Here is a 19,842-nt window from a genome sequence, read left to right on the forward strand (position 1 = left end):
TAGCAGATGTTATCGAAACTAGGAGTAAAGGGGGAATCCGACTTGATAAAGTTATTTTCAGATAGTGATTTAGATGGCGTAGGATGTGGACTTGTTGCCAAACTTGCATTTGGTGAAGAGGTTGATGTCTCCTATTGCTCTTACCGAAATTTAAATGAGCGTGTAGAAAAATTTATTGAAAAACCCGAACATAATCAATCAAAAGTATATATAACAGACCTTGCTGTCAATGAAAAAAATGAAAAAGCATTAGAGAAACGACATAAAGCAGGTCATCATATACAAATGGTGGATCACCACAAGACAGCGATGCATTTTAATAAATATGACTGGGGATTTGTACAGGCTGAATATGAATCTGGTAAGAAAACCTGTGCAACTTCACTGTACTATGAGTTTCTTCGTGAGAAAAATCTAATCGAAGAACATAAAGGGTTAGAAGAATTTATCGAATTAGTAAGACTCTATGATACATGGGAATGGGAGTCTGAAAATCGAGTGGAAGCAAAACGTCTAAATGATTTATTTTTTATTATTGGAATTGAAGAATTTGAGGAAAAAATGCTTGAGAGGCTTCAAAACAATCGTGAATCCTTCCAATTAACGGAAGGGGAAGAATTCCTCTTAGATACAGAGGACAAGAAGATCGAGCGTTATATCAATTCGAAAAATAGACAAATTGTTCAAATCTTTATTGAGGAATATTGTGTCGGTGTGGTTCATGCTGAGCAATATATTTCTGAGCTTGGAAATGCCCTTGGTAAGCTAAATCCTCATTTAGACTTAATTGCGATTTTAAATGTTGGTACGAAAAAAATTGGATTGCGTACGATACATGATGAAGTAGATGTATCTGAATTTGCTAAACGATATGGTGGCGGAGGACATCCGAAAGCTTCAGGATGCACTTTAGGTGATTCGGCATTTGAACTATTCGTCAAAAATACATTTCCACTATATGCGATACGTCATGATGCGCCTGAAAACCTACTTAATCTTAAAGAGAACGAGAATGGAACTCTCTATGTAAATCGAAAAGGCGAAAAGTCGTTCATCTTCAAAAAAGAAAACAATTGGGTAATCCATCATGAGAAGAAAACATTGGATGCAAAGTTTGCAACGTTTGAAGAGGCTGAACGGTTTGTCAAACGTCAATTTGCAAGTGGATTAGCATTTGACAATGAACTGGTTTCATATATTGGAGAGCATCTCAAAAAGAAAGAAGATGCAATTAAAGCGAACATCGACGGTTCTCTTGTGAGTATAAAGAACCAATTTTAATTGAAACGTGTGTTCGTGTGGTAAAATATGCTATAATAAATATGCAATAGGTTGTCCATAAGGGTGGTCGGCTAAGCTCCCAAGAAAGGGGGTGATGCCTATATGACGATTTATGAGAGCCTTGTAATTATGCTTTCGTTTGCGTCACTTGTTGTTGCGATATTATCTTTTGACAACAATAAAAAATAGACCTCCCTTATTCGGCTAAAAATCGGGTGAGGTCTATTCGTTTAGGCTGATCCTCTTAGTGGGACCATTCTATTGCTAGGCCGTAGATGCTCGCAACATCTGCGGTCTATTTGTATTTTACGAATTGTTATTATTATCATACCATATTTTCTTGAAAAATGTACAAATATATGATTTATAAGGTGGATTCATTGCTCGACTGGATAAACTACGTTAAAATACGTGAGGGTATAAGATATATACGAGAGGATTTGATACTTCATGACTATTCAACTTGAAGATTTAACATTACCGAAAAATATACAAACCGAAATTTCAAATAGAAAAAGCCGCGTTACCAGTGATGAGCTTCTAATTGGAAAAGGTGGGTACACACCATCAGATATTAACATTATTCGTGACGCGATAATAGCTCTAAGCATCGGAAAAAATGTACTTCTAAAGGGCCCAACTGGCTCTGGAAAAACAAAGCTTGCGGAGACAATTTCTCAATTATTTGGGCAGCCAATGTACAGCATTAACTGTTCAGTTGACCTAGATGCGGAAAGCTTGCTTGGTTTTAAAACAATCCAAGAGCATGAAGGAAAAATGAAAATTGATTTTGTTCCTGGGCCTGTGATAAATGCGATGAAAAAAGGCTATTTACTTTATATTGATGAGATCAATATGGCAAAGCCTGAAACATTACCCATCCTAAATGGTGTACTAGATTATCGCAAAATGATTACAAATCCATTTACCGCTGAAGTGGTACGTGCAGAAAACGGCTTTGGTGTCATAGCTGCAATTAATGAAGGATATGTAGGCACTGTGCCATTAAATGAGGCATTGAAAAACCGTTTTGTGGTGATTGATGTTCCTTATATTCAAGGTGAAACACTTAAAGATGTCCTTCAAACCCAAACGGAATTACAAGATGAAAAATTAATCAATCAATTTGTATCCTTATCATCAGATTTAATTACACAGGTTCGTGGTGGGATGCTTTCTGAGGAAGCCGCTTCGATTCGAGCACTAATTGATACATGTGATTTAGCGATGTATATGCCGCCATTACGTGCAATCGAACGTGGAATTATCGAAAAACTTGAAGATGATCGGGAGAAAGCAGCGGTTAAAAATATAGCAGAAACTCTGTTTGAGTGAGGTTATAACCATGAGATTTATACAATTCAATGATAAAAAGGTGGATTCCTTCCTGTTCATGGAATTATCAGACCTTGCGAAAACAATCTCAAAGAATCCCGAACTTGAAGTCGAATTAGGTTATAAGTCATACCTTGATCCGATTCAACCCAAAATCATCATTAGCCATTTTTGGGATAATCGACCTAACAATGACAAACGAAACGGATTATTAAGTGATGTTTTTTTGCGAACAATCGGCAGCATGAAACACACTGATTTTAAAGAAATTGATCGTTATTTAGCATTCTGCAGAAAGTCTGACTTGTCTAGTTTTGCAAAGCAATTGTTTATGCTTTTTGAAGATTTCCGTCTAGAGGAACTTTGTATAAAGGAACGCCCTGGAACACGTAGAGCCTTTAATGAAAGACGACGGATTTATCGCAAATATTATGAGGACCAACTTCATGTAAACATTGTGAAGAGTGTTCCAACAGATGCTCTTTTCAACACACTATTTCTACTTTTGACAGCTGAATCACCACTAGAAGAAATCCCTTCGATTCAAGAAAAAATTGACCTCGTGATTCCATTTCTTCGAAGTCAACTGGCGAAAGTCTTTGATGCGAAATCAACCAAAGAGATCGTGTTTGTATGTAAGGAAATCATCGATGTGTTAGAAGATGTACTCGATGAGGATATGTTGAATACGTATTTTCATTTACCAGAGCTAGATTACGAGCAACTAGAGAACGGCTTGACAATTGATGACTTGAAACGAAAAGATAAACTAAAAAATAATGATGTGCTCGATGACGTGAAAAAAGGAGACGAAGACATCCATGAGGAGAAGTTCGAAACCTGGCATCGAGAAACAAATACACCTACCAAAAGCTTTTTACAATTTGACTTAGAACAAGGCTCCAGAACCAACCTCATGGGCGAAGGAGCGAGAGAAGGCGAAGAAGGTGATCAGGCTTTAGGTATGGTGCAAGGTTCATCACAACAAAGTAAAAACAATGATTATTCCAAAATCGAAGCAATGGAAATGGAACACGTAGAAAAGGAAGGTTCCTCAGAGTCCGAATTTGGAAAGGAAAATCGTTTTGCCTATCCTGTTTTTAAGAAGGCTAGAAAACCAACAGACGATGAAGTTATCGACTACGAGAAAAACAAGGCTATCATTGCTCCTTATCAGAAAAAATTAAAGCAAATGATCCTAAAAACTCTAGAGCATAAAAAGAATCTTCCTAGAGAAGATCTACATTTTGGCCGTTTAAATAAAAAGTTGCTTCGTATGATTACAGATGACAATCCTAGATTATTTTATAAGAAAGAGCAGCCGTCCCATCAAATTGATGCAGTGTTCAGTTTGTTAGTTGATTGCTCAGCATCCATGTACGATAAAATGGACCAGACAAAACTAGGCATCGCCTTGTTTCATGAAGCGCTAAAATCTGTCCAAGTACCTCATGATATAACCGGTTTCTGGGAGGATACAAATGATGCTGATAGTACGAAACAACCAAACTATATGCAAACGGTGATTGATTTTGACTCAAGCTTAAAGCGAAGTTATGGTGCAGAGATTATGCAACTTGAGCCCGAAGAAGACAATCGCGACGGTTTTTCAATTCGTTTGCAAACAAAAAAGCTATTACAACGAACTGAAAAACAAAAATTTCTGCTTGTCTTTTCTGACGGCGAGCCAGCCGCTTTTGATTACGAGCAAAATGGGATTATCGATACACATGAAGCAGTTATTAAAGCACGTAAGCATGGAATTGAAGTCATTAACGTCTTTCTATCAAATGGAGAAATCGATGAAGGTCAACAAACAACAATTCAAAACATTTATGGAAAGTATAGCATCTTGGTTCCAAATATTGACCAATTGCCAGATGTCCTGTTTCCGTTACTTAAAAAGCTGTTGTATAAGAGTATATAACTTATTGGAGCAAAGCCGTATAACGGTTATTGCTCTTTTCTTATTTCCAAAATCTTTTGTGTTAGAATGTTCTTTCATCCCACTTCATATGATGAAGTATCAAGGATTTTAGGGGTGAAGCTAATTGCAAGATTCAAAGTCTTTTACACAACTTCCTGAAGAGCTCATTAGTAAGTATTTTACATTAAGTGAAAAGGCGAAGGAGATTGAAAAGGAAATAAAAGAAATGAAGAAAGTCTTGAACGTGTATTTTGATGAGACAGTAGGAAAACACAAAAAAGGGGAATCAATTGTAGGAAACTACAAGATTCAACGCCAAGTTCGTTCCTCTGAAAGCTACCATGATGAGAAAATGGTTAAAAAACTAGAAGAATTAAATCTTGTCGAATGCATTAGAGTTATTAAACAACCTGATCAACAGAAGGTTGAAGCTGCTATTACCCTGGGTCTCCTTGGACAAGCTGATATTGAAGACTGTATTATCAAAAAAACAACAAATGCGATTACAGTGCGGAAAATATAAAAACAGGAGAGTTAGCTCTCCTCAGGCTGTCGAGAAAGTCTCGACAGCCTTTATTCTTTTGATACACTTTACTAATTCACCGCATTAATATGTTATAATATAGTTAATAAATTAGGGTTGGTGATATTGTGTTAAATACTAGGGAAAATACACAAAATGAAATTGAATTTGTATCAATTGACGAGCTTGTTCCAGATAACCATCTGTTACGAAAAATAGATAAATACATAGATTTTTCTTTTATAATTGAGAGAGTAAAACCTTACTACTCTGAAGATAATGGTCGACCTTCGATCGACCCTCTTGTTCTTTTTAAAATGATGTTTATTGGATATTTTTATGGTATCCGTTCCGAAAGACAACTTGAACAAGAGATAAAACTTAATGTCGCATATCGTTGGTTTTTAGGTCTCAGATTTAAAGATCCTGTACCACATCATTCCACAATAAGCTGGAATCGCCATAAGCGTTTTAAAGATACAGACATCTTCCAAGAAATCTTTGATGAAATTGTTCTTCTTGCAATGAATCACAAAATGGTTGGCGGAAGAGTCTTATTTACGGACTCCACTCATCTCAAAGCTAATGCGAATAAACATAAATTTACAAGGGAAGAAGTTGAAGTAGAAACTCGTGAATATTTAAATGAGTTAAATAAGGCAATTGAAGAAGATCGTGCTGAACATGGAAAAAAGCCTTTAAAGGAAAAGGAGGAGGTGAAAGAAACAAAAGAGATTAGAGTAAGTACCACAGATCCAGAAAGTGGGTTTATGTCGCGAGACAATAAGCAAGAGATGTTCTGTTATTTAGACCATCGGACAACAGATTTGAAGTTTAACATTATAACTGATGCATTCGTAACTCCAGGTAATGTCCATGATTCAATACCATATCTTAGCCGTTTAGATCGTCAAATCTTACGATTTAACTTTAATGTGGAAGCTGTTGCTCTTGACTCTGGATACTTAACTAATCCGATTTGCAAAGGATTATCAGATCGTAAGATCTTTGGAGTTATTGCCCATAGAAGGTATCAACCAACAAAAGGACTCTTTCCAAAATGGAAGTTTAAATATAATAAAGAAAATGACATTTATGTTTGTCCAAATAGCGAGGAACTAACATATCGTTCAACTACAAGAGAAGGTTACCGAGAGTACAAGTCAGATCCCAAGAAATGTTCAACCTGCCCTCTTCTTGAACAATGCACTAGATCCCAGAATAAGCAAAAAGTTGTTACTCGTCATGTTTGGGAAGATCATAAAGATAAGGTGAGGCTAAATCGCCTCTCTCCAGAAGGGAAAATTCTTTATAAGTTTAGAAAAGAAACCGTAGAGCGAAGCTTCGCAGACTCAAAAGAGCTGCATGGGCTTCGCTACTGTAGGTTACGGGGAATTAAAAATGCTAGTGAGCAGGTATTACTTACAGCAGCCTGCCAGAACATGAAAAAGATTGCCAACCACCTAGCCAAGCAAGGCTAGATGGTTGGGAGTGATATTTTCAAGATTTTTGATAAAGAATAATGTCAACTTACAACTACAAAAACCACCGAAAACAAAAAGTGTAGAGAAAAAATACCCCTTTCTCTACACTCTGAGGAGAGTTAGCTCTCCTGTTTTTCATTTCTAGCTTTATGCACCATTTACTAAAACGCCACAAGCCATACTAGGACGTTAAGAATTCTAGCGTTAGGCACAAGACGTGCCTGCCTTTAGCTAGAATTGGGGTGCCTTGCATTATTTAAGTTAATCTACAACAATATAACCAATCATTGGACCGTTATTATTAATATCTGAGTGATTCAGACAAATGATGCGATACATGCCTTCTTCTTTAAAAGTTGTATTCACTGTAATTTCTTCACCTTTTTTCACAGTGCCTTTTATGTCTGTACCTTCGATATAGAAGGAATGTTCCTTACCGTTTACGCCAAAAATCTTGAACGTTACCTCCTTATCCTGTGGTACATAAACAGTGCCAGGATTCCAGAAGTAAGATTCAATTTCTCTGCCGTCATCTGTTTTTGATTTTAATTCTCCTGTTGTGATATGTATGACAACATCATCTTTAGCGGCTAGTGGAGCAATTGTCGGAATGATTTCAGGTTTTAACCAAATCCAGCCTCCAATTAATACCATTGCAGCAACCAAAACAGTAACAATCCAACTTTTTTTAATCACTACAAAATTCATTTATCAACCCTCCTATCCTTTCTCTTTCTATAATGTATGCTTGACCCTATAGGAAACTTGTCTACTATTTTAATTTTTTTAAAATTCAAAAAGGAGATTTGCAAAAAATGTAGAATAAATACATATTATGGAGTAATGTAAGATGATGAAAGGACTTGAACGAAAATGAATCAAGTTGTAGGAGAACTTATTTATTACCTAGAAAGCAATTTATCATACTTTTTAAAATCATGGAAAGAAAGAACCGTGATAGCCGAGAATGATGTTCATAAAGATAAAGTAGTATTAAATGGTCTAACGATGTTTGAATTGATCAAAAACTCATTAATCAATCCAATCAATGAAGAACAGATTAAATTGTTTGCCTATAAACTTGCCGAAGAACGTGTAGAAGCCAATATTAATATTGGTGCATTTGTCTATAATGTCAATCTCGGTAGATCTGAAATCTTAAAATATATCTATCAGGCAAATCTAGACCATAAACAATTAGCTCCTGTTTTTGAGGAAGTAAATCGCATCTTTGACTTATTTTCATATCACGCTGTTTCAAAATACACGGAAATGAAAGAAAAGCAGCTCCAAGAGAAAATTCAATACATAGACCAAAGTCATCAAGAACGCCTAACCATATTAGGCCAGATGGCATCAACATTTGTTCATGAATTTCGAAATCCTCTTACAGCAATCATCGGGTTTGTCAAATTAATCGGTAATGATAATCCTGATATAAAATATTTAGACATCATAAGTCATGAATTAAATCAGTTAAATTACAAAATCTCACAATTCCTTCATGTCTCAAAGAAAGAATTGGTGGAGAATTCCCAGAACGAGATTTCATTAACTGACTTGTTTAACGATATTACTGATTTTATTTATGCTAGTATTTTAGAGGGAGATGTAAAAGTTTTAACGGATATTGACGCTGACTTACGTATTACCGTTAATGAAGACGAGATCAGACAAGTTCTATTAAATATTCTCATAAACTCCATCGACGCACTGAGACAACGTGAAACCGATCGTACCATTATGATTAAAGGTAAAAAAGTTGAACATCAAATTGTTGTGTCCATTTCTAATAACGGACCCGAGATACCAAAGGAATCGGTTGATACGATCTTTGAACCATTTTATACAACAAAAGAATTCGGGACAGGGATCGGACTATTTGTATGTAAAAAAATCATTGAGAAACATGGGGGAACGATCTCCTGCACTTCAGACTCCAGTTTAACTGAATTCCAAATTGCACTTCCTATTGTAGTTAACCAAACTCGGTAAATAAGACCGGGTTTTCTTTATGCCTTCAATTTGGAATCGTGTATAATAGGAAGAGTGAATTGGAGGAATTAAAATGAAATCACTTGTTCTTGCAGAAAAACCTTCTGTTGGAAAAGACATTGCCCGAGTTCTTAATTGTCACAAAAAAGGGAATGGCTTTTTCGAAGGGGATAAATATATCGTGACATGGGCGTTAGGGCATCTTGTCACATTAGCAGACCCCGAAAAATATGGGGAACAATATAAATCGTGGAAATTAGAGCACTTACCGATTATTCCTAATCCATTAAGCCTTGTCGTCATTAAACAAACTGGTAAGCAATACAGTGCGGTAAAAGCGCAAATGCATCGAAAAGATGTACATGAAATTATTATCGCAACAGATGCAGGGCGAGAAGGAGAGCTTGTCGCGAGATGGATCATCGAAAAATCAAATACACGTAAACCGATCAAACGTTTATGGATCTCTTCTGTGACCGATAAAGCAATTAAACAAGGATTTGCGAACCTAAAAAGCGGAAAAGAATATGAAAATCTGTATTCTTCAGCTGTTGCTCGGGCAGAAGCTGACTGGCTCGTTGGCATCAATGCGACTCGAGCACTAACAACTAAGTTTAACGCCCAACTCTCATGCGGACGTGTCCAAACACCGACTTTAGCAATAATTGCAAAACGCGAAGAGGAAATTAGAAACTTTAATCCGATCCCTTATTATGAAATTAAAGCGATGACGGAAACATTGTCTTTGAAATGGCAACATGAAAAAACGAAAGAGCAACGAATTTTCAAGCAAGATGTTTCAGCATCGATTGTCCGATCACTACAGGGACAAGAAGCAAAAATCACGGATGTACAAACATCACAAAAGAAAAGCTATGCACCACAGCTCTATGATTTAACAGAGCTTCAGCGAGATGCGAATAAACGATTTGGTTTCTCGGCGAAAGAGACGTTAAATGTACTTCAAAAACTTTACGAACAACATAAACTTGTAACTTATCCTCGTACGGATTCAAAATATCTATCAACAGATATTATTGATACATTAAAAGATCGAATTGAAGCGTGTATGGTTCAGCCATATGCAAAGCTTGGAGCAAAGATTTTAAAGAGTATTAAAACAAATAAATCGTTTGTTGATAATGCTATGGTTACAGATCATCATGCAATTATTCCGACTGAAGAACGTCCAAACTTTCAATCGTTATCTGCGAAAGAGGAAAAAATCTACGACCTCATTGTAAAACGTTTCTTAGCGGTATTTCTACCACCCTATACGTATGAACAGAAAACAGTTCAAGCACGAATTGGCAACGAGCTTTTCGTTGCAAAAGGAATTACAGTCACCTCTTTAGGTTGGAAAGAGGTCATTACAACAATGGATGAAAATGAGGATGATGGTCAAATTCCAGCTTCCATACGAACAGGAATGAGCCTGAAGGTTTATTCCGTTAAAGAAATCGAAAAAGAAACACAACCACCAAAGCCTTTCAATGAAGCGACGTTACTTTCAGCTATGGAAAATCCAGCTAAATACATGGCAGGAGAAAGCAAGGACCTAATTGAGACAATTGGAAAAACAGGCGGACTTGGTACGGTTGCAACGCGTGCTGATATTATAGAAAAACTATTTAATACATTTTTGATTGAAAAAAGAGGCCAAGACATCCACATCACAAATAAAGGAAAACAACTTTTAGAGCTTGTTCCAGATGATTTAAAATCTCCAGTCCTTTCCGCAGAATGGGAGCAGAAGCTCGAACAAATTGCAAAAGGTCGTCTAAAAAAGAATGCATTTATCTCAGATATAAAGCAGTATACAAAGGAAGTTGTCTCCGACATCAAAACAAGTGATTCAAAATTCAAGCATGATAATATCACAGGTACGAAATGTCCAGACTGTGGGAAATTAATGCTTGAAGTGAATGGCAAAAAAGGAAGAATGCTTGTTTGTCAGGACCGTGAGTGTGGACATCGTAAAAATATTGCGAAACTCACAAATGCAAGGTGTCCAAATTGTCATAAGAAATTAGAATTGCGGGGCGAAGGAGAAGGCCAAATATTCGTTTGTAAATGTGGTCATCGAGAGAAATTAGCCACCTTCAACGAACGCCGTAAAAAGAATCAAGCAGGAAAACTCTCGAAGCGGGAAATTTCCAGCTACATGAAAAAACAACAAAAAGAAGAACCAATCAATACCGCATTAGCCGATGCATTAGCAAAACTAAAGTTAGATAAATAGGGCGTTTTTAAATGGAAAGAAACCTGAGTTCGAATATGACTCAGGTTTTTTCATTCGTATCCCACACTTCAAGGGCAGGCAAACCACTCGCAATAAGAACATAAGAAAAGAAGTAGGGGAGAACAATTTAGCATTATGGAAATATTATTTTTTCTTACCTTGGTTTGTACTGTAATAAAATTTACCTGTGATTGAACCAGCTTCATTTTCAACGATATCCGTTATATGGATTCCAGAATTTGCTGGAGTCGAACTATATCCATTTCAGAAGTAGTATGAGCCTGAATGGACTTTGCCTGAAACAGGTGTGATTTTATCTCCAGTTTTAAAGAAATCAACTGGATCTCCACGGTTCACATATTTTTCAAGATCGTATTTACCATCAGCTTGTCATACAGATAATCTGTAATGTGTAACGAACGTTCCATCACTAGCTGTTTGAGATTATATTGAAATCTCTTATTCATCCAGTTTGCTACATTGTTTGGACGAAAACCAGCCGTTTGGTATAAATTTATAAATTTATACAACACATATAAAACGATATTACGCTATAGAATACTAGTTGGAAAGACATGGGATATTAAGCATAAGTCAGAAATATACTGACATTAATATGCTTTATATACCTATGATGAAAGTAGGTACAAGTAAATGAATAGTCGAAGTATATATTTAGAAGATATTTCATTTACAAATACATAAATGGTCGTCATGTAAAGAATGTGTTAGTTTAAAGGTAGAATGAATTGAATATGATTATGTTTCACACAAAAGGAATGAACAAAAGTTGAGGTATCAAAAAGATGAATGTAGGATTAATAAATAATCCCCAAAAAAAATATCAAGATGAACAAAAGCAAGCTGAACAGTATCTTCAGTCGCTTTTAAAAGACGTGAAGGAGAAGCAGTATATTGAAACATTAACAAGTGATATACACTCTTGGAAACAAGACCATATTCATCGTTCGATCTTTTCGTTTAAAGGCAAAAAGAAAAACTTTGAAAAAGGAAGTTATGATCGTTATATTCGTTGGCTACATTACAACGGCAAACTAGAGAGCTACTTAGATCGCAGTATTTCCTATATTTTTATGAGAGATATGGGAAAAGATCTTACATCCAAGAAGACGATAGAGAGAATTCAGAGCGTGGTAACCAATTTAAAGGAGCGTCTACTAGAAAGAACAGCAAAAGAGAAAAAACAAGATCATATGGATCTGTTTACCATGGCAGGATTGTATAGATGGGGACAAAAAGAGGGAATTGAGTCAACGATTATTTGGTTAATTGATAAATTAAAAGTTGTTGCTAGAAATCTACCAGAGGGAATGGATGCGACGCATGCCCAGAGAAAACTGCTTAAGATCATTGCAGGAGTCGTAATGAATGAAATAGAAGAATTAGGAGAGAATCTCTCACCAAATAAGCGTGCCAAAAGACTTGATGTGGCTTTACGACTAGGCTATGCCTATGGCCTCACTTATCCATTTATTGATGATTTATTAGATGCCAACATTCTGTCAAACAAAGAAAAGCAGCAGTACTCGGACCTGATTCGGTCTACACTTCTAACAGGTACTGTCCCTGCTTTAGGTAATTGGATGGATGAAAATAAAGTGTTGCTAGAATTTATACACGCAGAATTATCAGAAGCCTTCCAATATATTAAAAGTAATCAGCCTAAAGAAGCACTAGATTCCTTTTTTGAACAGTCCTATGTCTTTTTTAAATCCCAAGAAGTCGACCGTGAAAAAGACTTGTCAAATTCAACTTACACGAATGAAGATTTATTTGTACCGATCATCATTAAATCTGCTTCATCTAGATTGATAGTTCGTTCGCTTATTCGTGCCTCTGAGGACGAAGAGATTAACACCCGAATTTTTTATTATGGTATCTATAACCAACTCGCAGATGATTTTGCAGATATGTTTTCCGATTTAGAAGATGGTGCAGTAACACCCTATACGTATTATTTAACCCATCATCAGCAGCGGAGTGATTTAGTAAATCCATTTGAGCTATATTGGTCTGTCATTTCTTTCTTAATTCATAACGTATACAATCAAGATCCGAAAGTCCGTGAGATTATTTTAAATCGTGCCATTAATGGATTGAAGAGATATAAACAACGGGTAGGAAATAAAGTGTATGAAGAAGTAATGGCCACTTTTTCTACTGGAAATGAAGCCTTTGACAAGTTAATTCAAAAAATGGTTCGTCGTGCAGATGATGTTGATTTTTTTGACAAACTCTTGAGAGATCAGATGGTAACAAGTTTAAGAAATGAACGAGAAGACCATGAACAGTTTATCGAAATGGTAGAAAAAGTTCGTGAAAAGTTAAATAGCCATTTTCAGATTCAGAATATAGACAATGACACTACTCCAATAACCGAAGCCGCAAATTACAGTCTTGAAGGAGATGGAAAAAGATTAAGACCGATATTGACCTGGATGATGGGCGTAAAAGAATACGGGTTAGATGAAATGACCATTTTGCCACTTTTAAAATCAATTGAATACATGCATACAGCATCGTTAATTTATGATGACCTGCCATCCCAGGATAATGCGTCTTTTCGGCGTGGAAAATCCACCGTCCACCAAGCATATAATACAGCTATTGCAGAGTTAACAGGGCTTTTTCTGACACAAAACGCGACATTTGAACAGGCATCCCTTACTCATTTTGATCCGAAAACAGTTCTTAAATTGATTCAGTATTCATCTGGGAGTACGATGGATATGTGTAAAGGTCAGGCGATGGATTTAGAATCGAAAGGAAAACATCTATCACTAGATGAACTTAATATGATGTGCTTTTTAAAAACAGGAAAAGGATTTGAAGCAGCACTTATCATGCCTTCCATACTTGCTCAAGCAGACGAATTCAAAATTAATGCGTTAAAAAAGTTTGCCTATCATGCTGGTATTGCTTTTCAAATAAAGGATGATTTACTAGATGTGGAAAGCACATCTTCAATTCTTGGAAAAACAGCTGGCAATGATCTAAAAAATAATCAGTCAACCTTTGTAACAGTATTGGGAGTAGATGGTGCAAGAAAAGCACTGTGGGAGCACTATTGTTTGGCGATGGAAACATTACAAGATCTTCCACTAAGAACGACATTTTTAAAACATATATTAAATTATTTTGTGCAAAGAGACCACTAAAAAATGGCCCGCCATCATCGTATGGTGGGTCATTTTTTTATCTAGGTAAATGCCCATTTTAGTTGTACAAGTTGAAAGGCATAAGCCTATAGAATAGGATGCTAGTAGCCTATGAATAAGGAGTGATAAAAAGATGTATTATTATGACCCGTATGGGTATATGGGGGCAACACAACCATACCACACAGAGTTTGAATCTCCTCATGATTACGAAAGACAACTCGGTTCCCTTTTTCCAATTTTCGGAGGAGGGTCAATGGGGCCATCATTTGGACCCTCAAGTCAAGGACCAGGCGGATTCCCACCATTTGGTGGACAGGGGGGAGGACCACCAACAGCACCACCTCCATCATTTGTTCCAACCCAAAACCAACAAGCACAAGCATTTGCAATCGATCCAGGAAGTATACGAGGATGCCTATTTAGATATACCTACGTATGGTTAAGAGGTCCAGGACAATTCTGGTTCTACCCTACATTTGTTGGTAGAAGGTCAGTCTCGGGCTATAGATGGAATGGCTTTAGATGGGTCTATTTCGGAATAAGCTTACGACAAATCCAATCATTTACGTGTTTTTAACAAATAGCAGGTAAGTCAAAACGATACACAACAGATATTCATATCGCCACACAAAGCTTACCTTTAATGGTGAGCTTTTTAGCTGAGATTTGTGAGTAAGTCTAAAGGGATTTTTTGTTTTTTATAGAATGTATGCCTTATAAAGGGAATCGACGTAGTAGTGGTCGATTGACCGATTATTTAAGCGTAAAAATTCGCAAGACACCACTGATTTAAAATGGAAGTATGAAATAGAAAAAGGTAAAACAAACACCGATTAAAAATACAATGGGTAGGGTATTCATACACGTTTCAGACTTAAAAAAAATCAGCTGAATGGTATAGCCATATCTTAGGGGTTAAATTTGATATAAATAAGGTGCAATCTCCCGTTTGTAATATTCCAGTTACTCAAAACGACGAGTTTAACATTAGATGACCACGCATTTGATCCTACTTTTACTCACAGACCATTACCGAACCCGATCTTTAATTTTATCGTTGAAGACATTGATGCAGCCTATCATTTTATAAATGCTAACAATATTGAAATTGTAAGAGAATTAGAAAGGGTAGGAGATCATTTTGCTTGGTTCAATTTTAAAGACCTAGACGGAAATGTAATCATGGCTTGTACAGGCTGATATGAAAACTTTTTACCATATGGTTATTTTGTAAATCATTCATGGTAAAATGAAAATCCTAAAAAACTCTCTATGATACGAGTAAGAATGCGAGTAATTACATCGGAAATCAACAGCCCATCTTATATAATTAAAAAGGCTGCCCACAAAAGTCACATTTCCTTGACCTTTTGGACAGCCTGATTTCCTTTTATTCGTAAAGACTTTCCAATTGAGTAATTAACTCGCCTACATACGCAACTGCTTTTCGAATTGCATCTGGATTAGACATATCAACGCCAGCATGCTTAAGTAGTTCTAGGGGTTTCATCGTGCCACCAGCCTTTAATACTTCTATCCAACGTTCTACGACAGGCTGACCTTCTTCTTTGATTAACTGAGCAACAGCAGTTGAGGCTGTTAAGCCTGCTGAATATGTGTAGGGATAGAGTCCCATATAGTAATGTGGCTGACGCATCCAAGTTAAACTTGCAGCATCATCAATTTCGACTGTATCTCCCCAGAAGGATTTTAATACGTCACCTTTAATGGCACTTAATCCTGGTGCGGTTATTGGATTACCGTCTTCCGCAAGCGCATAGACACGGCGTTGATATTCACCTTCGAGAAGGTGAGTGACAAAGTTATGATAATACGTTCCTAACAATTGTAAGATTACCCAACGTTTCATTTTCTTATCATCCGTTTTCGACAATAGGTGCTCTGCTAGCAGCAATTCGTTTATGGTCGAAGGTGCTTCAATAAAGTAAGTGGATGGTCTTGTATTGCCAACTCGTTGATGTCCATTTGCATAATAAAAATGACCCGCATGACCAAGTTCATGAGCTAAAATAAAGGCACCACGCATTGTGTCAGTCCAAGTAATAAGAATGTATGGATGTGCTCCATATGGACTAGAACAGAAAGCACCTGTCGATTTTCCGATATTTGCTGGGAGGTCGACCCAACGCTCTGTAAGTGCCTTTTCCATGATTGCACTATATTCAGGTCCCATCACCTGTAAAGCTTCTAGAATTGTTTTTGAAGCCTCTTCATACGTTGTTTTTGGGTTGAAATCTGGGTCAAGTGGTGCTTTTAAATCACTAAAATGCATTTTCTCCAAACCGAGTACACGTTGTTTAAGCTTAGCAAATCTACGCATATGTGGCGCTAGCTCAGTTTGAATAATATCTAACTGATTATGATACATCTCTAATGTAACCTGTTGAGGTTGTAAAAGCATATGTGTAACAGACTCATAGCTTCTCAATTTGGATAATGCTACCTGTTTCTTTACTTCCGTTCCGTAGGCAGCAGCAAACGTATTTTTATATTTTTTTAATGTATCAGAGAAAGCCTCAAATGCATTTCTCCTTACCGTTGGATTTTCCGAAAGCTCATAGCGATCCTCAAATAATGCGAAAGAAAGTGGGAGCTCCTTTCCTTCTTCATCTTTAAAGGAAGGAAAGGTCATGTCAGATGCTTTGCTTCGTTGATAAATCATATACGGTGCATCGTGAACTTCACCAAGTGCTGCCAGTGTTTCTTCTGTTTCAGGTGAGAGGGTATGTGGCTTTTTGTCCATTATGACATTTAAATTATTCTTAAATTCTTCTAACTCTTTTTCTTCTTTTATGTATTGTTCAATTGTACCATCTGGTAATGCTAGGATTTCAGACTCAATAAATGATAGAGCCGCACTGATTGATGAGAAAATAGATGAAACCTTTGCTGCATTCCCTTGATTTTCAGAATTTGTAGCATCTTCATTAAACCGTAAGTTTGCATATGTACCTACTAAAATCATACGTTTTTGAAGTTCTTCTCTTGCTAATAAACAATCTAAAAATACCTTTGCTCCATTTCCTAATTGACCTTTGTACTTTGTAACAGTTGATACATCAACCTCAAGTGCAGCTAATTCCTGTTCCCATGCTTCAACCGATAGAAATAAATCCTCTAGTTTCCATGTTTGTTCAACTGGCACTTCAGCACGTGTTAGTAGTTTTTCCTTCACCATTGTCATGATCTTACCTCCTAGTAACTATTTCGGTACTCTAACAATTTTTATTATAAACGAAAAGACTGATCCATTGATAGTATTTTCAGAAAGTTATTGCAAATGCCTCAGATAACCGAGACACTTCTATTTACTGTGATGACAAGTTCATATCGATTCAAACATCTCACCGAAACCAGCCTTTTCGCTTGAACCATATAAACATGCCAATGCCAATGACAATCATAATCGCTTGAATTACAAAATAACCATATTTATATGTGAGTTCTGGCATATACGTAAAGTTCATGCCATAAATACCTGCAATAAAAGTGAGTGGCATGAAAATCGTTGTAATGACGGTTAAAATTCGCATCACTTTATTCGTTTGGTGGGAGTTAAGTGACAAATAACTATCGCGTATATCTGCTGTTAATTCACGGTTTGCATCAATTTTTTCTGTTAGACGTAACAAATGATCATGGATATCATGAAAATATTCAATTCGGTGCTGCAGAAATTCCAATCGGTGCGAATTAATGATTCGATAGACCAAATCCCTCATCGGTGTCACAGTATGGCGGAGCGTGAGTAAATGATGACGCGTTTCAAAAAGCTCATCTAAAAGTTCTTCCATTGATTTTTCATTTGAATTTTCTTCTATTTCTTTTAATGTATCTTCAAGATGATAGATAATTGGAAAATAATTATCAACTAACTTATCAATGATATGATATAAAACAAGGGAGGGATCCCAATTTTGTATCATGTCGGAAGCTTTTAGCCTATTCCACACTTCATTTACTTCACTTGATTCTTTTAAATGAAAAGTCACAATATAATTCTCACCTAAAAACATATTAATTTCTTCCTTTTCCATCGTATTACCAGAGAGACTATGTGAAACGAAAAAGGTATTTGAATCATAAAAATCTAATTTTGGCCGTTGCAATACATGAATACAGTCTTCAATTGCCAAGGGATGAAACTGAAGTGTACGTGATAGTTCCTCCATCTCTGTTTCTGAAGGACAATTAAAATCAATCCAATACCATTTCCAATCATTCTTTCTCACTTCTGAAATAGGAACATTTGTCAATCGTTCATGGTTATCTGTAATAGCAGTAATGCGAATCATATAATTACCTCATTTATTTTTTAGGAGACACAATTTTTTTGAAAAAACATATTTATTTTCATTTCCATTATTTGTAGTATAATGGAGGAACTCAAAGCGTATAGGGGAGAAAGAGATGAAATCTAAACCGTTTGTTTTAGTAAGTATTGTGCTGGCGATGCTTATTAGTGCTATGGACACAACCATCCTCCAGACTACAGCCCCAACCATTTCAGAAACACTTGGAGGTTATAAGTTCTATGGATGGATGTTTGCCATCTATATTTTATTTTCCACTGTTTCCTTACCAATATTCGGGAAACTTGCCGATATTTATGGAAGAAAAAAGATATTTAGTATTTCGATGATTCTTTTTACCATTGGTTCATTGCTCTGTGGTTTGGCAAATTCCATGATTGAATTAATTATCTATCGTGGAATTCAAGGATTAGGTGCTGGAGGGGTTTCACCCTTGACAATGATCATTGCTGGAGACCTTTATTCGATCGAAAAGCGTGGAAAAATACAAGGTTTTTTTTCAGCCATGTGGGGTGTATCAGCTGTAATCGCACCTCTAATCGGTGGATTTTTCGTAGAATCTATGTCGTGGCGTTGGATTTTCTTTATTAATATTCCAATCGGAATCATCGTCCTGTTATGTTTAATTCCATATAAAGAAAACATTACGAAGGATACAAATCCACTAAATTATCTTAGCGCTATACTATTTACTGGAAGCATGCTTTCATTTTTAATGAATACTATAACAACTAAAAATCTTTTAATCTATAATTTACTTGGGATTATATTCCTAGTTCTCTTTCTTTTATGTGAGAAGAAATCGGATAAACGCTTTATCCCAATTGAAATCTTAAGCAATAAAAACATCTCATGGTTAAACATAAATGGTTTGTTGATATTCTTAAGTATTTTTGCGTTTTCTAATTATATTCCACTCTTTATGCAAGAGGTTCAAGGGGTTTCAATTATAATAAGTGGACTTGTACTGTTCGGAATGAGTGCTGCTTGGATGTTGGCATCTGTTCCATCAGGGAAGCTTATTTTAAAATATGGATATCGCAAAACGATATTTTTAGGAAACGGACTTCTCGTCCTTTCTGCGGTTCTAGCTTTATTCTTGAATAAAGAATCTAGCTTCTGGTATATTTTTGGAATTCTAACGATTCAAGGGTTTGCCTTTGGTATCGTTGTGACAATTGGAACAATCGGCTCGCAGGAAATGGCAGAAGCACATCAAAAGGGTATGTCAACAAGTCTTCATTTTTTTGCTAGAAATATTGGCACGACGTTTGGAGCAAGTATTATGGGAATGCTGATTACTAATCAAATTAATGTGGAAAAAGGGATGCATCATTTGACCTTGTATATGATCATAGCTGTTACACTTGCAACAGTTATTAGCTTTTTTGCCAGCCAAAAATTATATTCTCATAGTCTACAAAACTCATAAAACCAGGGGGCATAAGCCTTTTGGTTTTTTTTCTATAATATCAGAGAATTTTATTGTATGATTAAAATAATTCAGTAAAATAGATAGAATTGTTTTGTACATACTTT

Annotated in this window: 15 protein-coding genes; 12 read left to right on the forward strand and 3 right to left on the reverse strand. The window is 36.2% G+C overall.

Going from position 1 to position 19,842, the window contains the following annotated elements; translation table 11 throughout:
* Positions 1-42 precede the first annotated feature (42 nt).
* The 6 genes from ACWPVE_RS19945 (at position 43) to ACWPVE_RS19970 (ending at position 6,547) form a co-directional block, all read left to right on the forward strand.
* Positions 43-1,281 carry a DHH family phosphoesterase gene (locus ACWPVE_RS19945; RefSeq protein ID WP_453996444.1) on the forward strand — a complete coding sequence of 413 codons (1,239 nt, stop codon included), beginning with the start codon at positions 43-45 and terminating at the stop codon, positions 1,279-1,281.
* A 102-nt stretch (positions 1,282-1,383) separates the two neighbouring features.
* Positions 1,384-1,470, forward strand: coding sequence for a putative holin-like toxin (locus tag ACWPVE_RS19950; RefSeq protein ID WP_223254366.1), 87 nt, complete (start codon positions 1,384-1,386; stop codon positions 1,468-1,470).
* A 261-nt stretch (positions 1,471-1,731) separates the two neighbouring features.
* On the forward strand, positions 1,732-2,616 hold the full coding sequence (locus ACWPVE_RS19955; protein WP_453996446.1) for an ATP-binding protein: 885 nt from the start codon (positions 1,732-1,734) through the stop codon (positions 2,614-2,616).
* A 10-nt stretch (positions 2,617-2,626) separates the two neighbouring features.
* Entirely contained in the window at positions 2,627-4,543 is a 1,917-nt protein-coding gene (locus ACWPVE_RS19960; RefSeq protein ID WP_453996448.1) for a vWA domain-containing protein, read from the forward strand.
* Between the two features lie 124 nt (positions 4,544-4,667).
* The gene (locus ACWPVE_RS19965) at positions 4,668-5,066 is read left to right on the forward strand and encodes a hypothetical protein (protein ID WP_453996450.1); all 399 of its coding nucleotides are present in this window, start codon (positions 4,668-4,670) and stop codon (positions 5,064-5,066) included.
* A gap of 128 nt (positions 5,067-5,194) precedes the next feature.
* Positions 5,195-6,547 (forward strand): IS1182 family transposase, encoded by a 1,353-nt coding sequence (locus tag ACWPVE_RS19970; RefSeq protein ID WP_453990053.1) that lies wholly within the window; start codon positions 5,195-5,197, stop codon positions 6,545-6,547.
* Between the two features lie 264 nt (positions 6,548-6,811).
* On the opposite strand, the gene ACWPVE_RS19975 is transcribed toward ACWPVE_RS19970, so the two are convergent.
* Positions 6,812-7,258, reverse strand: a complete 447-nt coding sequence (locus ACWPVE_RS19975; RefSeq protein WP_453996452.1) for a hypothetical protein — start codon at positions 7,256-7,258, stop codon at positions 6,812-6,814.
* A gap of 165 nt (positions 7,259-7,423) precedes the next feature.
* Here ACWPVE_RS19975 and ACWPVE_RS19980 point away from each other — a divergent pair, with 165 nt between their 5' ends.
* The 5 genes from ACWPVE_RS19980 to ACWPVE_RS20000 all read left to right on the forward strand — a co-directional run bounded on the left by ACWPVE_RS19980 (position 7,424) and on the right by ACWPVE_RS20000 (position 15,169).
* Positions 7,424-8,545, forward strand: coding sequence for a histidine kinase N-terminal domain-containing protein (locus ACWPVE_RS19980; RefSeq protein ID WP_453996454.1), 1,122 nt, complete (start codon positions 7,424-7,426; stop codon positions 8,543-8,545).
* Between the two features lie 73 nt (positions 8,546-8,618).
* Positions 8,619-10,787, forward strand: a complete 2,169-nt coding sequence (locus tag ACWPVE_RS19985; RefSeq protein WP_453996456.1) for a DNA topoisomerase III — start codon at positions 8,619-8,621, stop codon at positions 10,785-10,787.
* A gap of 806 nt (positions 10,788-11,593) precedes the next feature.
* Complete coding sequence (locus tag ACWPVE_RS19990; RefSeq protein ID WP_453996458.1) at positions 11,594-13,966, forward strand: polyprenyl synthetase family protein; 2,373 nt, start codon at positions 11,594-11,596, stop codon at positions 13,964-13,966.
* Positions 13,967-14,099: 133 nt separating this feature from the next.
* Positions 14,100-14,546 carry a hypothetical protein gene (locus tag ACWPVE_RS19995; protein WP_453996460.1) on the forward strand — a complete coding sequence of 149 codons (447 nt, stop codon included), beginning with the start codon at positions 14,100-14,102 and terminating at the stop codon, positions 14,544-14,546.
* A gap of 530 nt (positions 14,547-15,076) precedes the next feature.
* Positions 15,077-15,169: a hypothetical protein gene (locus ACWPVE_RS20000; protein ID WP_453997654.1), complete on the forward strand. Its 93-nt coding sequence runs from the start codon at positions 15,077-15,079 to the stop codon at positions 15,167-15,169.
* 190 nt (positions 15,170-15,359) lie between these two features.
* On the opposite strand, the gene pepF is transcribed toward ACWPVE_RS20000, so the two are convergent.
* Both pepF and corA read right to left on the reverse strand, forming a co-directional pair.
* Positions 15,360-17,174, reverse strand: coding sequence for an oligoendopeptidase F (gene pepF, locus ACWPVE_RS20005; RefSeq protein ID WP_453996462.1), 1,815 nt, complete (start codon positions 17,172-17,174; stop codon positions 15,360-15,362).
* A gap of 160 nt (positions 17,175-17,334) precedes the next feature.
* Positions 17,335-18,285, reverse strand: coding sequence for a magnesium/cobalt transporter CorA (gene corA, locus ACWPVE_RS20010; RefSeq protein WP_453996464.1), 951 nt, complete (start codon positions 18,283-18,285; stop codon positions 17,335-17,337).
* A 115-nt stretch (positions 18,286-18,400) separates the two neighbouring features.
* On the opposite strand from corA, the gene ACWPVE_RS20015 reads away from it, so the two are divergent.
* Positions 18,401-19,735: an MDR family MFS transporter gene (locus tag ACWPVE_RS20015; protein ID WP_453996466.1), complete on the forward strand. Its 1,335-nt coding sequence runs from the start codon at positions 18,401-18,403 to the stop codon at positions 19,733-19,735.
* The last annotated feature ends 107 nt before the right edge of the window (positions 19,736-19,842 follow it).

The sequence above is a fragment of the Bacillus nitroreducens genome (assembly GCF_964021195.1).